Here is a 14,321-nt window from a genome sequence, read left to right as displayed (position 1 = left end):
ACGGCTACGCCATTATCTGGATGAGAAGGGAAATTCTTCTCCTACAAACATTTTACTCATACATACAGCGATGGCTCTGCTTAGAAAGTTCAGCTTTCTCGTTCAGCGATAATTTCATCAACAAGTTTTTCTGCTGCCCTTCGATATAATTGGCTTATATTCACTAGTGAAGCGACCAATAAGATTTTCTCTAACTGTGCAGGCTGCTTGTCTTCCAGCTTTGCTACTTCTTCCATTGTTTCTGAAGCCCGGTGTTTTAAATCCTCTTTGAAGCTTTCAATATTTCGGCGGGAAAGGGAGAGATAGCTGTTATAGAAGCGCTCTAAATCAATGTCTCCATCGATGATTTTTTCGTTAATACCATCAAGAGTTGCTTTAATATCATTGATGGATAAACCACCTTTTAATTGATAAATCAAGCTAATTAAAATGAGGTGTTGTTTAGAATATTTTTTATTCTTAATCGGGATAAACAACTTTCCTTTAGCATAGTTGTTTATCATTGTCTTGGTTAAAACTTTCTCGTTTTCATTCCTTTTAGATCCGGCGAATTTATTTTCAAATAGTTGAATCACCTGGTCCATGTATAAGTCTATTGATGGAATATCCTCCAGGCCTATTTGATTTTCCAGACTGATTTTTTCAATCAGACGATTTAGATTGTCCATTATAAAACCTCTGTTTTATTTTTTTTAGTATACTGAACGCTGTAAAGCTTCTTATGTATTTTAGCTTATTTATCCTCTCACGTAAATCTTGACTATCTATTGTGATATGTATATTATTATATGTAGTATCGAAAACTACATATTTGAATTGGGGGAGTATTTAAATGTTGTCTCATATTCGCGAACCGATTAATGGGCTTACCCATTTAGGCGGAGCTATTCTGTCATTTGCCGCATTGCTTGCAATGGTTATCAAAGCTTCACTATCCAGCGGTTCTATACTTGCAATAGCTGCCGTAATGATTTTCGGAATTAGTCTGATCCTTCTGTATTCTGCTTCAGCGACATATCACATGGTCATTGCCAAGGATAAAGTAATCGCACTGTTAAGACGTTTCGATCATTCAATGATTTTTGTTTTGATTGCCGGATCATATACTCCTTTTTGCTTGATTAGTTTAAATGGAATAACTGGTTGGATTATGTTTTCCATTGTGTCTGTTATCGCGATATGCGGAATTGCTTTTAAAATGATTTGGTTTAATTGTCCGAGATGGTTATCAACTGCATTGTATATCGCGATGGGCTGGATCATCGTTGTTGCTGCTGCCCCGCTCTCTTCCGCGTTAAACGCAACTGGTCTGTTTCTTTTATTGTTTGGGGGAATTCTTTATACAATTGGCGGGGTTATTTATGCGATCAAACCAAAATTTTTAGAATTTAAATATATGGGCTTTCACGAAATCTTCCACATATTCATCCTGCTTGGCAGCCTCGCCCATTTCTTGTGCGTGTATATGTTTGTTATTTAGGCCTTTCATGATATTCAAAGAGCAGCAGTGAAAGCTTGCTGCTCTTAATTTTTTATTATTTTTTTCCCGCGGCGTATATAGTTTACACCTTTCGGATCCTTTATGAGCTGAATCCCATCACCTTGTTCAATCGAGTAAAAACCATTTCGATTTTTTCTTTCTTCGACCTGGCTTTTCAGTGTATAAGTCACTTGCCTTTTCTTTATTAGCCGCCGTATTGTCATATCGATCGTCACCGTGTTTCCTTCTGTTAAAACCACTTCCGTACGATTTTCGCTGATGTAGATAAAGTCAATAATGTGTGCAGGAGTAAGCCAGATACAACTGTTTTTTCGGGGAGACAGTGTCGGAAACCAGTAAAGCTCTACATCAGCGTGAATCTTAATCGGCGCCATTCTGATATTTCCGAGAATCGCTCGTGTACCTCTTACTGCCCCTATCATACTATCACCATAGTATTCTAAACACTCGTTCAATAATTTTCGCGGCGGGACTTTAACAAGAAAATTCTTTTTCCCTTCGATAACCTGGGACCAAAGCCTCCCTTGGCGGTCGTAGTCCGGTAAAACGGCAGAAGTATTGCGGTTCACTAAATATTTCCTTACTATGTCCATTGATTCTGATGCTCTCCTTCCTTAATTAATCGCTCAGCAAAACAGTAAAGATCATTAGCAGCTGAGTTTATATACTCCAACTGAGCTTGATACTAATGCGAATTCTGAGTAAAAAGAAAGTAAACAGAGAAGTTTAGTAAGTATTCATGCTAGTAATAAGCACTAAGATTGCCCGTTCAAACACAAAAGACAAGATTCTGTTACTATATTTACATTTCCAATTAATTACCACCTCAAAATCTATTATAAATAAAATCTTTCGTTGTTGTAAAATACTTTTTCGTTATTTATATAACAAATTTATTTAGTATCCTGCTGACAGCGGTTTTCTAGTTTTCCTTACATTGACCGCCTTTGTCCTATAGCAGTATAATATTTCAATGTCGTTTACAAATTGCACTTATTCCCTACAGCAACGAATGAGCAATGTAAAATCCGCTTCTTTATTTCTAATATCTTTTTCAATCCTTTGTTTGCAATAATCTGGTTAAAATTTGATGTAAATGATATTTACTTTTTTTACAACGGGTTTCCAAATTTTAAGCTGCAAGCATTCCAATTTTTTTTTAATTTTAATCTTAAAATTAAATATTCAGAAAGTATTCATATTTGTTTTTCCAAACACGATTAGTTATATTAGCCTAGTTTGTATGTTGTTCACCTTTTGTCCTAAAAGAGTACTTTTGTTCTATAAAATGGTAATTATATGTTGATAGATTTATTGAAAAGCGCTATGCTTGACACACAGGAAAGATTCCTAAAAATGTAAACAAAGGAGCTTGATAAGAATGAAGTCAACCGGCATTGTACGAAAAGTAGACGAACTTGGAAGGATAGTGATTCCAAAAGAATTACGCAATACTTTTGAAATCCAGGAAAGAGATCCGCTCGAGATCTTTGTGGACAATGAAAAAATTGTTCTGAAGAAATATAGCCCATATAAAGCTTGTCTTATCACAGGTGAAGTATCAGACCAGAATTTTAGACTTGCAGATGGAAAGATCGTTTTAAGTCCGGCTGCAGCAGAACAGCTATTAAACGATTTAAAGGAAATGCTTAATATCGAATAACAGCTGCTTCGCATACTAACAAATTTCGGAGATAAATGATTACATGTTGCCGCTACTACATAATAAAAGAGGCTTAGCATAAAGTTGGATGACTTTACGCTAAGCCTCTTGTTCGTTACATTATTGAACGCGGACGACACGTCCGTTGAAGTGTCCTTGCCAATAGCCGCTAGACATATCGGCAATTGCTACACCCGTGCTGTCTTGAGAGCCGATGAACTTGCCGCCGCCAATGTAAATGCCTACATGCCCATCTGTTTTATATGTATTAAAGAATACCAGATCTCCCGGTTGCATTTGGCTTGTTGGAATTTGAGTTCCTGCGTTTTTAAGTTGATCTGTGCTGGCTCCGACCCTTATACCAGCCTGAGCGAACGCCCAGTGAACAAAACCTGAACAGTCAAAGTATCCATTTGCAATATCTGATGCGTTTCTTCCGCCCCCAAAACGATAAGCAGAATTGCCGATATATTTGTAGCCTGCTGTAATGACATCATTGATGCTTCCGCTTGCTTTCCGTTCACTGGCGGGAAAGCTGGCAGCAACAGCATTTTTTTGGACAGCTGCTGCGGCCGCACGCTGTTCTTGCTCAATGGCCTGCTGAATGGCGGTTATCCTTGAAGCGATCTGACTGTCTTGTGATTGGAGATCAGCAAGTGTTGCAGCATTGTCCTTTTCCTTCTGTTCTACTTCTGCTTTAAGACGATCGTTTTCTTGTTTTTGCTCGAGGATTTGTGCTTTCATTCCTTCAAGCTCGATTTTCTGGTTGTTAAGATCGGTCAGTTTCGTTTGTACTGTGCCCTGTTTTGTTTCAAGATCTTTTTTATCAAGATCATGCTGTTCCAGAAGTGTCTGGTCTGCTTCAACTATCTTCGATACAGCATCAACGCGATCAACAAAATCACTAAAGCTTGAGGAACCAAGTAAAACTTCTATATAGCCAACATTCCCACCGCTTTCCTGGAAGGAAAGAGCACGGTCTTTTAATACTTCGTTACGCTTGGCGATGCGCTCCTGCAAAATGGCTATCTCTTCTTCCAGCTTTTGAATTTCCGCTTGTGCAGCAATAATATCCGCTTCTGTTTTCACAATCATGTGATTATTATCCTCGATAGCCTGGTCGATTCGCTTAATTTGTTCATTTAAATTGGCTATCTCCACCTGTGCCGCTGCTAAAGCTTGCTCCGCCTGCGATATGCTCGCTTTAATTTCTGTTCGTTGGTTTTGCAAGCTGTTAATTGATTCTGCATTTGCATTCGGTATCGCAAATGTACTTCCTAAGCCAATCATTACTGTCGTGTTTAAAACCAATAGCCTCTTTTTCATCTTTTCGTCCCCTGCTTTCCCTTAATCCAAACCATTAAAAGCCTCTCTAACTATCCATGGAGATGTTTCCAAGCATCGATAAAAATTACCGTTGTTTTTAGCCGGTTTGGCATATTTGTTTTCCGGTAAAAAGTATGTGTTTCAAAGAAGCGTGCATCGTTATATGTACCTATGACATTTATCTGGAAAATAATCTAAATTAAACCTTCATTTGCTACAAATAGTAGTATATCATCATATTTTGTCAAATATGTTATGAGAATATTACATTTATATTTCAAAAGTAACACTAAACGTCTTTTTCTATCAAAATCTTAAACTCGTTCTTTTCTACTAGCCGAGGCGTTTAATGATTGCGGCTATGAAGAAAATAAATGGCGAAAAAGTGAAACTTGCACTTAAAGCTTCAATTTTTCAAAAAATTTCGGTATTATAATATTTAGGAAAACGAAATGTTTTAGGAAAGAAGTGTACTTTACATGAATCAACAAGATATAGCGAAACGGAACTTAGTGATCATGTGGTTTGCTAATGTATTCATTTCCGGCAGTATGACGATGGTATTGCCCTTTATATCGCTATATATAGAAACCTTAGGTGAATATTCCGATCAGTATGTGCAAAATTGGTCCGGCCTTACATTTGGAATTACGTTTGTAATCGCCTTTGTCTTTTCTCCAATTTGGGGGCGGGTCGGTGATAAAATCGGCCGTAAGAAGATTCTTATTTTTTGTGCTTTCGGAATGGCAATCTCGATTTATCTAATGGGGGCTGTTAATACAGTATGGCAGCTATTTATACTAAGATTATTTATGGGGGTATTTGCGGGCTTTATTTCGATGTCCCAGGCATTTATTTCAACGCAAACAGCGAAAAATATTGCGGGGCGGGTTCTTGGAACGTTGCAAACAGGCAGCATTACCGGCTCTCTCATTGGACCGCTGCTTGGCGGACTGATGGCGGATTCATTGGGGTATGCTACAACTTTTCAGTGGACTTCCCTGTCCATTTTTATTTCAGCATTCCTTGTGATTGCGACAAAGGAATTCATGATCGAATCAACTTCGGGTACAAAAACGAGCTATACCAGTAAAGAAGTCGTCACGCATATTTTGGCGAATCCTGTACTCCTTACCGTCCTGCTTATCTCAATGCTTGTACAAATAGCCCATTTCAGTATTCAGCCGATTTTATCCTTATATGTCAGCGAATTGCACGGAGATGCGAATTTGGCCTTCTATTCCGGAATTGCCTTTTCTGCGGCGGGGCTCGGCAATTTATTAATGGCGCGGAAATGGGGAGAACTGGCGGACAGGATCGGATATATCAAAATTTTAGTCGTGCTTCTGTTTATCGCGGGGATTATTTATTTTCCAGGCGGCTTAGTGACTGATTTTTGGCAGCTTGTGATCATCCGCTTCATACTTGGTATTTCGATCGGCGGAATCATTCCGGTCAGGGTTGCCTATATCCGCCAGGAAGCTCCGATCGCCATGCAAGGGGAAGTTCTTGGTTACAATACAAGCTTGAGGTTTTTAGGTAATGTTGTCGGCCCTGTAATGGGCGGGATGGTCTCCGGTTATTTCGGTTTTTCGGCAGTATTTTTCATCACAAGCACCTTGCTGCTAATCTGTGGATTTGTCCTTTCAGCTGCGTTGCACCGCCATCCAGAACCTGTAAATCACTCCGGATAAATTTAAAAGCACTTCTCTTGATCCCTGAAATGGGAATAGAGAAGTGCTTTTTTCACAAATTACACTCCTGGAAACCAGCCTGGTGTATTGATAATCGCCTGCCAGAGAGGATCCGGTATAACAAGGCGATCCTGTGCATCTTTATCAATCTTTGTTTCGATGTCATCTTCCCTGCCGCTTGCAACCTTTTCAACCCAATCCGGTTCGATAATCAAACCACGGCCCAATGCAATTAACGGCACTCCGCTTTCAAGAGCCTCAAAAGCGTCTTCTACAGTATAGATAGAACCTACTCCGATTACCGGGACGAGATGACCTACACGTTCCTGTATAATCTCCAGACGGGTACGGCTATCCTCGACACCGCGTTTTGGAGTTGACCTGAAATCCTGCAGTGAAACATGTAGATAATCCAGATTTTTCTGAGCTAAGTTGTCGATTAAGAACAATGTATCTGCCATCGTGATTCCAGGTGTTTCCGGCTCCTCAGGCGAAAAGCGATACCCTACTATGAATGGCTTGTCCGCATATTTAGCTACCGTTTTCTGAACTTCATCAACTACCGCGAGAGGGAAGTTGAGACGATTTTCAAGACTTCCGCCCCAGCGGTCTTCCCGGCGATTGGAATGTGGGGAAAAGAACTGCTGGATGATATATCCGTTTGCTCCATGAATTTCGACACCATCGTAGCCTGCTTCAATGGCCCGCCTTGTTGCTTCGCCAAAGTCGCGGATCAGTGACTCAACTTCTCCCTCGCGCAATGCGCGCGGAGTTTTCACCCCTGCCCGTTCTGACGGGACCGCACTTGCACTAACGATATCGCCATTCGGAACGAGTTCCGGCGGACATTCTCGGCCACCGTGAAAAATTTGCAATATCGCTTTTGCGCCTTGTTCTTTAATCGTAGAGGCAAGACTGTGCAGGCTCGGTATTAAATCGTCGCGGTCCGCACCGAATTCTCCATGAAATCCCTTTCCATTTTCTGTAACATATGTACAAGCGGTGATCACCATGCTTACATCTTTTGCACGGCGGGCATAATAGGCAAGTTCCGCATCGCTTACCCTTCCGTCTGGATTGGATGAGAAATTTGTCATCGGTGCCATCACAAGTCTGTTTTTCAATTGTACTTCCGGTTTTAAAGTGAAATTTTCGAATAATGGTGCGTATTTTTTATTCATTTTAACCTCCATGTTTTGTCTTTGATGATAATCAGTTAATAAGAGGATACAACGCCTTAAAGCTTTCTCGCTATTTCATACCTTTCAGCGCGCAGCGGTTCAACCAGCATCTCGCTTGTTTCATCCATAAAATTTTTAAAGTGGTCCGTTTCCCCATGGAACTGGATCGCAGCAAGATCTTTCCACTCTTCCAGCATCACAAATGAATTCGGCTGATCTGCCTCTTCATACAGCTGGTAGCTAATGTTCCCTTCTTCCGCCTGGGAATTCTTGATGATTAGCTTACTAATCTCAAGAAATTTTTCACGCTTTGCTGCATCGATCGTAATAAATGCATGAATAACAATCACCTGTATTCCTCCTCGCTGTATAGCCATATAATAGTATTTGCTGTCCCTGTCCAAATCTTTCATCGTCCTCGCTCGATATCATCATAAATAATCTTATCTTGAAATACAATTTTCCTGCTTATCTAGATTAGATCATTTTAATATTCGATACCCATTGAAGTGGGGCAGCTTTAAATCTTCTCGCAGCTCGTTATACTTCGTTCTTACATAGTTGTATAATTCTCCGTCATGGTCTATCAATACATCGTTGATACCCCATAATTCAATACTTTCCAAAATGAGGTCATTGCGGATAATCATATCCTCGAATTCAGGATCGATATAGGACAGGTTAGTGTCAACTACTTCTCTGAGCAGCTTATAATCATCCTTGGTTATTCCTTTATACCCTTTACTTTTTATATATTCCTCAAAAAAGATCTTCCATATTGGTTCATAAATTTGCTCCAGCATTTTTTCTTTTATTTGACGATCCTTTTTAAAATTTTCAATAGAAACCGCAGATTTCACGCCCAAAAATGCGCTTAAAAAAACAGCAACCAGCTGCGTGATTACGATTCCAGCTTCAAGCCAAAAATTCATAGCATCCTCCCTCTCCTGAAGTTTTCCAGCAATAATATTTATACTTATGCAAATATTTTCGAGCGTATTAGTTTTTTTGGGAAAATACCTTTATCAAAATAAAATTTAAATTATCTTCTTTAAGTGATATACATCATCACTTTATCCATTGATATTCATTATCATTAAGGAGAAAACGAAAACAAATGAAGGAGAAATCATTATGGAAAAGAAATCTGCTGCCCTTTTACAAGAATTTAATGAAAATCATTTTACGAAGCGTGTCATTTTTAACAAGGGAGAAAGTACCGTTTTCTTGCTTAATTTTATGGCAGGCCAATATCTTCCGCCCCACAAGCATCCAGGCGCTGAAGTTTATTTAATGGTACTGCAGGGAAACGGGGTTATCACCATTGATGGCGTCAAGACAGAAGTAACCGAGAAGGATGTTATTCTGGCCGATGGAGCTGAGGAGTTATCGTTTCAACATACAGGAGCTGATCCAACCTGCTTATACGTGATGTTGAATAAAATTCCTGATGAAAGGTTTGTACAGGATATTTAAGATGTTTACCCTTAGTCACTTGTAATATATTTGAAAGGCAGCACCTGTTATAAGATGCTGCCTTTCTTTAAGCACCTGATTGCTGTTACCCGCTCAAGTATTCCGCTTTTATCCTTTCAGGGACCATGCCACCCCCGGTTGCCCAAATAACATGAACGGCGTTTTTCATGTTTTCATGCAATTGGTGCTCTTCTAAGTACTGCAGTCCAAGGCCAGTGCGGAAAAGTGAAATGGGCCCGAGTGCTCCCGCCGCCGCAGAAGCCTCGATAAAGATTTTCTCAGCTTGCCAGAAATCCTTCATTAATTGGAGCAGTGATTCATCATTGATGGTGAAAATACCGCTCAACAAGCTTTTCATATTCCGACTTACAAAACCAGATGCTCTCCCAACGGCCAAGCCGTCGGCTGCTGTTTCATTATCGAGACCGAATTGCTGTACGGATACGTTTTCATGTAACCCTGTAGCCATTGCCGCCAGCATGCATGGAGATTGGACGGGTTCTGCGAAGAAGCAATGAACATTTTCCTTGTATAAACTCTTTAAACCGAAAGTGATACCACCCGGCCCCCCACCAACACCGCAAGGAAGGTAGACAAAAAGGGGTTGATCTTTCCCGATCATTTTACCGAGTGCCATTAGCTGTGTTTGCAGGCGCAAGGCTGCCACAGCATAACCAAGAAAAAGATCCCTTGAGTTCTCATCATCGATAAAATGACAAAACGGGTCTTGTTCAGCTTGCTTTCTGCCCTCAGCAACCGCCTGTGAATAATCCGAGTTATATTCAATGACTCCGACACCCAGTTTCTTGAGCAAATCTTTTTTCCAGGCTTTTGCGTTGGCGGACATATGAACGGTCACTTTGAATCCCAGCTTAGCAGCGATGATTCCGATGCTTAAACCAAGATTGCCGGTAGAACCGACCGATATGGAATAGTTGGAAAAGAATTTTTTAAATTTGTCGCTGTTGATAACCGTATAATCGTCTTCCATACGAAGCATACCGTTCTGCAATGCGAGACTTTCCGCGTGCTTTAAAACCTCGTATATTCCGCCTCGCGCTTTAATCGATCCTGAGATGGGAAGTTCGTTGTCACACTTAAGCCAAACTTCACCGCTTATCTTTTGCTGAAACCTGTCCTCCAGCAACCGTTTCATTCTGGATATCATCAAAAGCGGTGATTCAATCACTCCCGCTGTTACTCTTGTTTCGGGGAAAACCTTGGCTATATACGGGGCAAACCGTTTCAGCCTTGATGAAGCTTCCATCAATTCTTTCTCTGTCACGGAAACATTCCAGTTCTCACCATAATCTGGATTCAACCAAAACGCTTCTCGCTCATCTATGAGCTTTTTAAGGATCGGAACACGATTTGTCCATTCTTCAATTGTTTTCCCGCCAATCAATCCAGCTCGCATTATACCGTCTCCTTATCTTCCCACACCTATTGGCTCACTTTTTTTGTATCTGCATTTTAAATTTACAAAAAAAGAGGATGGGGAAAAACCCCTTCCCCAGTTGACTAAGAAAGTTGATTTGTTTTTTTATTGATTCGCCAGAGACAGGATCGATTCCTTTAATACCTGAACACCATTCACACAATCAGGGAGTGAGGTCCATTCTTCAGGGGAATGACTTTTTCCATTATGGCTCGGTACAAAAATCATTCCAGATGGCACATATCTTCCAAGCGACATGGCATCATGCCCGGCACCACTTATAACGGTAAGAACGGATAAGCCGTTATTTTCCGATGCAGTCCTAATCGTTTGCTGTATATGCTCGGGAACGATCACAGGTGGGATTTTAATCCCTTCTTCAACTTCGAATGAAAGTCCCCTCTTTTTTGCAATTTCGTCCGCCTTTGCTTCAAGATGTGCAAGCAAATTGTCCCTTGCCTGTTCATCAATATCCCTTACATCAACAGAAAGCTCTGTTCTGCCGGAAATGACATTTGATCCGTTTGGAAAAACAGTTATTTTCCCGACTGTGGCAACGGCAGTTTGGCTGAACATCCTTGGCGATTTTTCGACTTCCAGAATAAACTCTGCCGCAGCTGCCACCGTGTCTTTCCGATATTCCATCGGTGTGTTGCCGGCATGGTCTGTTTCGCCATAAAAAATGATCGAGCCCCACGATGGCCCGGCTATTCCGTGTACAACGCCGATTTGTTTGTTTTCCGACTCCAGCCGTTTCCCCTGCTCAATATGAAGTTCAAGAAATGCAAATATATCTTCGTGCTTACGATAACAACTGGCAAGCTCGTCAGGATTGAAACCAGCTTTTTTCATTTCATCGTAAAGGAGATTACCTTGATCATCCTTGAAATATTTCAAATCGGAAGCGGTTACTTCCCCCATCATCACCCTGCTGCCAAAAAGTCCGTTTCCAAATCGCGCCCCTTCTTCATCGACAAACACAACGAGCTCAATCGATCTCTTTGGCTTCGTTCCTGTTTCCGTGATTGCTTTCATGGCAAGCAGGCTGCTTAAGCAGCCGAGCGGTCCGTCAAACGCTCCGCCATTTGGCACGCTATCCAAATGTGAGCCCGTTAACACAATGGGCAAAGAAGGGTCTTCTCCTTCAAGAACGCCGAATATATTCCCAAGCGAATCTTCTCTTACAATAAGACCTATTTCCTCCATCCAGCTTTTAAAAATTTCTTTTGCACTTTTTTCTTCGTCAGTATAAGGAAAGCGTGTAATGCCGCCCTCCACAGTTGTGCCGATCCCGGCTAAAATTGATAATTTTCCAGCCAACTCTTCAGGATCAATCCCTGGATAGAAAGAACAGTTGTTTAATTCTGCAAGCAATCGCTGCTTTGAAAAGACTTTTCCCATAGATAGCACCAGCTTTCAACAAGTTAATTTATTCCCTTCTTATTTTACAAAACTAATAGATATATAGAAAATTATAAATATAGATTATATTGAAAGAAAATATAAAGGGCTGACTCAAGAGAGTCAGCCAAATAATTATTTAATACATTGCAAACGGAGGATCGATGCCTAAAACCGGTTCTCCATTAACAGTCAGCCAAATATAATAATGATCAATTTCGATGTTGAATTGTGTCTCAATTTTCGCTATTAGTTCTTCTTGATATTGAAAAGAAAGTTTTGCTGTCTCTTCCCCGAGCGGAATATCTTTCAAGCCAAGTAGATCTGCAAGCTGCCTTGCCTCTTCATTCGATACTTCAACATACTTATCATGTTCGGATAAATAAGCAGCTTCTGCAGGCTGAACCGCGATGAAAACGCCAACCAATAAAGCCATTAGCATAAAACCCAACTTTTTCATTATTTTCTCTCCTTTAAAATTCATCTTTTTGTAACTCTAGGAATGTATCAACAATGTACGGATTGTACAAAGTTCCCCGGTTTTGATAGAGCTCGTTTAGTGCTGCCTCTTTTGTTCTTGCTTTTTGATACACTCTCTCGGTAGTCATCGCATCATAAGAATCGACAACCGCAATGATTGCTGCTTCAATCGAGATTTCATCCCCTTTTAAACCATGCGGGTAGCCGCTGCCATCGTATCTTTCATGATGCTGTTCGACAATTTTTCCGGCCTCCTTTAAAAAAGGCAAGCCAATTTCCTCAAGTATTTTTCTGCCATGTAAAGAATGCTCTTTCATAATATTCCATTCTTCTGGAGTTAACTTCCCGGGTTTCTGCAAGATGTCGAGTGGTATCCTTAATTTTCCAACATCATGTAAAAAAGCGGCAATGTTTAAGCATTTTAACTGGTTTGTTTTTAAGCCGATTGTTTCTCCTACTAGCATTGATAATTTTTTAATACGTTCACAATGCCCAACCGTATAGCCATCTTTTTCTTCAATCGAGACAGCCAGCTCTAACAGTTCTTTCGTAGCCTTACTGTAAAGGTGGTATATAGGCTGGGAAGTAATATATAAAAATTCGGTTGGACCGTTAGCCTGAAAGAAATAAGTTACTGCAACAGGATTCTTAAAAAAGGAATCCCCCGGTTTTAAAAACGTTTCTTCCTCCGGATCCAGCAAATGAAGTTCGCCGGAGAGTACATATATGTATTCCAATGCTTCCCACTGCTCTGCAGGCTCAAGCCCCCATCTTGTACCGTTTTCCAGCTTATGATAAATCACTTCAGTCCCATCACCGGAAGCAATTAAGGAAATTTGCAGCCCTTTCATGTGGACCGTTTCAATGAAACTTTTTTCATTTATTATGCCCACTCAAAAACCCTCTTTCTGCCGTGACTATGTATATGCTAAGATACTCTGTACTGAAAAGCACCTTGAGTTTGCATTAGGGATTATACAATTTGACATAAAAAATAGCTTTAATCTCATTCTAGTACATATTTTTCCATAATTCCACAAATTTTTATAGGTATATATTCTTATATTTATAGATTTTACTTTTTTTGATGTTTTTTTTGCGGATTTTCAACTATAAACAAGAGAAAAAAGGCTACCAAATGGCAGCCTTTCCTTTCTCCCAAATTACCATGTATTTTTCAATACAATTTTTCCAGTCGCTTTGCCTGATTCCAAATATTGATGGGCTTTGCCAGCTTCATCAAAAGAAAAAGAAGTTTCATCCAACAAAGGACGCAGCTTTCCTTCTTCGATTATCGCAGTTATCTTGTTTAAAATTTCACCGTGTTCATGTCGGTGATCTTCATCCAATATCTTCAATAACATAAATACAACATGCAAAGAAAGGGCTTTTGAGTGCAATGGAGAAAGGTCGTGCGTTGAACGGGCTGCGATCGCCAGTACGGTACCATGAGGGGCAGCTGCTTCAAACGATCTATCCAAATTTTCGCCTCCGACAGTGTCAAGGACGACGTCAAATCCTTTTCCGTTTGTATATTTTTGAACATAATCTTTAACAGATTGCTGACGGTAATTGATGACCGTATCGGCTCCAAGCTTCTGGGCGATTTCTTCTTTCTCTATTGTCGAAACCGTTGTAAAAACATTGGCACCCGCCCATTTTGCGAGTTGGATCGCTACATGTCCGACACCGCCGGCTGCAGCATGGATAAGAATATCCTGCCCTGCTGAGATTTTTCCTTTGTTAAACAGTGCTTCCCATGCTGTGATTGCAACAAGCGGAATCGCCGCTGCTTCTTCCATTGTTATATTTTTTGGCTTATGGGCGAGCAAGCGGACATCTGCAAGCATGAATTCTGCCAGCGCTCCACCAAGTCCTTTAAAACCGCCAGCGCAGCCGTACACTTCATCGCCGGCCTTGAATTTCGTTACCCCGTCCCCAACTTCAGCAACCACACCAGCTACATCTCCGTGTAAGACGGCCGGGAATTCAGGAGCATCGGCTGGAACTGCCCCGCTGCGAACCTTCGTGTCGATCGGATTCACGCTTGTTGCCTTCACATGAATAAGAACATGGCCTGGCACCACTTCGGGCTTTTGTAGTTCTTCTAATTGAAATGCTGATGGTGCACCAAATGAGTGAATAACTTGAGCTTTCATTC

General features: G+C 40.7%; 15 protein-coding genes. 4 read left to right on the top strand and 11 right to left on the bottom strand.

Annotated features, from left to right (window positions below):
• Nucleotides 1-89: 89 nt before the first annotated feature.
• Nucleotides 90-668, bottom strand: coding sequence for a DUF1836 domain-containing protein (locus CU635_RS16850; RefSeq protein ID WP_101578547.1), 579 nt, complete (start codon nucleotides 666-668; stop codon nucleotides 90-92).
• A gap of 164 nt (nucleotides 669-832) precedes the next feature.
• Here CU635_RS16850 and trhA point away from each other — a divergent pair, with 164 nt between their 5' ends.
• The gene (gene trhA / locus CU635_RS16845) at nucleotides 833-1,480 is read left to right on the top strand and encodes a PAQR family membrane homeostasis protein TrhA (protein ID WP_101578546.1); all 648 of its coding nucleotides are present in this window, start codon (nucleotides 833-835) and stop codon (nucleotides 1,478-1,480) included.
• Between the two features lie 44 nt (nucleotides 1,481-1,524).
• Here trhA and CU635_RS16840 read toward each other — a convergent pair whose 3' ends face one another.
• Nucleotides 1,525-2,094 carry a competence protein ComK gene (locus CU635_RS16840; protein ID WP_101578545.1) on the bottom strand — a complete coding sequence of 190 codons (570 nt, stop codon included), beginning with the start codon at nucleotides 2,092-2,094 and terminating at the stop codon, nucleotides 1,525-1,527.
• A 788-nt stretch (nucleotides 2,095-2,882) separates the two neighbouring features.
• Between CU635_RS16840 and CU635_RS16835 the strand changes: the two genes are divergently transcribed.
• A complete protein-coding gene (locus CU635_RS16835) occupies nucleotides 2,883-3,164 on the top strand; it encodes an AbrB/MazE/SpoVT family DNA-binding domain-containing protein (RefSeq protein ID WP_101578544.1) in 282 nt (93 codons plus the stop codon).
• 120 nt (nucleotides 3,165-3,284) lie between these two features.
• Here the strand turns inward: CU635_RS16835 and CU635_RS16830 are convergent, their stop codons facing one another.
• Entirely contained in the window at nucleotides 3,285-4,490 is a 1,206-nt protein-coding gene (locus tag CU635_RS16830; protein ID WP_101578543.1) for a coiled-coil domain-containing protein, read from the bottom strand.
• A 479-nt stretch (nucleotides 4,491-4,969) separates the two neighbouring features.
• Between CU635_RS16830 and CU635_RS16825 the strand changes: the two genes are divergently transcribed.
• A complete protein-coding gene (locus CU635_RS16825) occupies nucleotides 4,970-6,184 on the top strand; it encodes an MFS transporter (protein ID WP_101578542.1) in 1,215 nt (404 codons plus the stop codon).
• A 59-nt stretch (nucleotides 6,185-6,243) separates the two neighbouring features.
• Here the strand turns inward: CU635_RS16825 and CU635_RS16820 are convergent, their stop codons facing one another.
• The 3 genes from CU635_RS16820 to CU635_RS16810 all read right to left on the bottom strand — a co-directional run bounded on the left by CU635_RS16820 (nucleotide 6,244) and on the right by CU635_RS16810 (nucleotide 8,297).
• Complete coding sequence (locus tag CU635_RS16820) at nucleotides 6,244-7,365, bottom strand: NADH-dependent flavin oxidoreductase (RefSeq protein ID WP_101578541.1); 1,122 nt, start codon at nucleotides 7,363-7,365, stop codon at nucleotides 6,244-6,246.
• A 56-nt stretch (nucleotides 7,366-7,421) separates the two neighbouring features.
• Entirely contained in the window at nucleotides 7,422-7,715 is a 294-nt protein-coding gene (locus tag CU635_RS16815) for a putative quinol monooxygenase (protein ID WP_245917501.1), read from the bottom strand.
• 132 nt (nucleotides 7,716-7,847) lie between these two features.
• Complete coding sequence (locus CU635_RS16810; protein WP_101578540.1) at nucleotides 7,848-8,297, bottom strand: hypothetical protein; 450 nt, start codon at nucleotides 8,295-8,297, stop codon at nucleotides 7,848-7,850.
• A gap of 202 nt (nucleotides 8,298-8,499) precedes the next feature.
• On the opposite strand from CU635_RS16810, the gene CU635_RS16805 reads away from it, so the two are divergent.
• Entirely contained in the window at nucleotides 8,500-8,841 is a 342-nt protein-coding gene (locus CU635_RS16805; protein WP_101578539.1) for a cupin domain-containing protein, read from the top strand.
• A gap of 85 nt (nucleotides 8,842-8,926) precedes the next feature.
• Here CU635_RS16805 and CU635_RS16800 read toward each other — a convergent pair whose 3' ends face one another.
• The 5 genes from CU635_RS16800 to CU635_RS16780 all read right to left on the bottom strand — a co-directional run bounded on the left by CU635_RS16800 (nucleotide 8,927) and on the right by CU635_RS16780 (nucleotide 14,319).
• Nucleotides 8,927-10,258, bottom strand: coding sequence for a D-serine ammonia-lyase (locus CU635_RS16800; RefSeq protein ID WP_101578538.1), 1,332 nt, complete (start codon nucleotides 10,256-10,258; stop codon nucleotides 8,927-8,929).
• Between the two features lie 126 nt (nucleotides 10,259-10,384).
• Nucleotides 10,385-11,680 carry a Zn-dependent hydrolase gene (locus CU635_RS16795; RefSeq protein WP_101578537.1) on the bottom strand — a complete coding sequence of 432 codons (1,296 nt, stop codon included), beginning with the start codon at nucleotides 11,678-11,680 and terminating at the stop codon, nucleotides 10,385-10,387.
• A gap of 139 nt (nucleotides 11,681-11,819) precedes the next feature.
• Nucleotides 11,820-12,140 (bottom strand): 8-amino-7-oxononanoate synthase, encoded by a 321-nt coding sequence (locus CU635_RS16790; RefSeq protein ID WP_101578536.1) that lies wholly within the window; start codon nucleotides 12,138-12,140, stop codon nucleotides 11,820-11,822.
• Nucleotides 12,141-12,153: 13 nt separating this feature from the next.
• Nucleotides 12,154-13,053: an HD-GYP domain-containing protein gene (locus CU635_RS16785; RefSeq protein ID WP_101578535.1), complete on the bottom strand. Its 900-nt coding sequence runs from the start codon at nucleotides 13,051-13,053 to the stop codon at nucleotides 12,154-12,156.
• A gap of 270 nt (nucleotides 13,054-13,323) precedes the next feature.
• Nucleotides 13,324-14,319, bottom strand: coding sequence for a zinc-dependent alcohol dehydrogenase family protein (locus CU635_RS16780; protein ID WP_101578534.1), 996 nt, complete (start codon nucleotides 14,317-14,319; stop codon nucleotides 13,324-13,326).
• Between the last annotated feature and the right edge of the window lie 2 nt (nucleotides 14,320-14,321).

The sequence above is a fragment of the Bacillus canaveralius genome (assembly GCF_002860125.1).
Classification (GTDB): domain Bacteria; phylum Bacillota; class Bacilli; order Bacillales; family Cytobacillaceae; genus Bacillus_BJ; species Bacillus_BJ canaveralius.
Note: the sequence above shows the minus strand (reverse complement) of the source record. Positions and strands in the feature narration are given on the sequence as shown.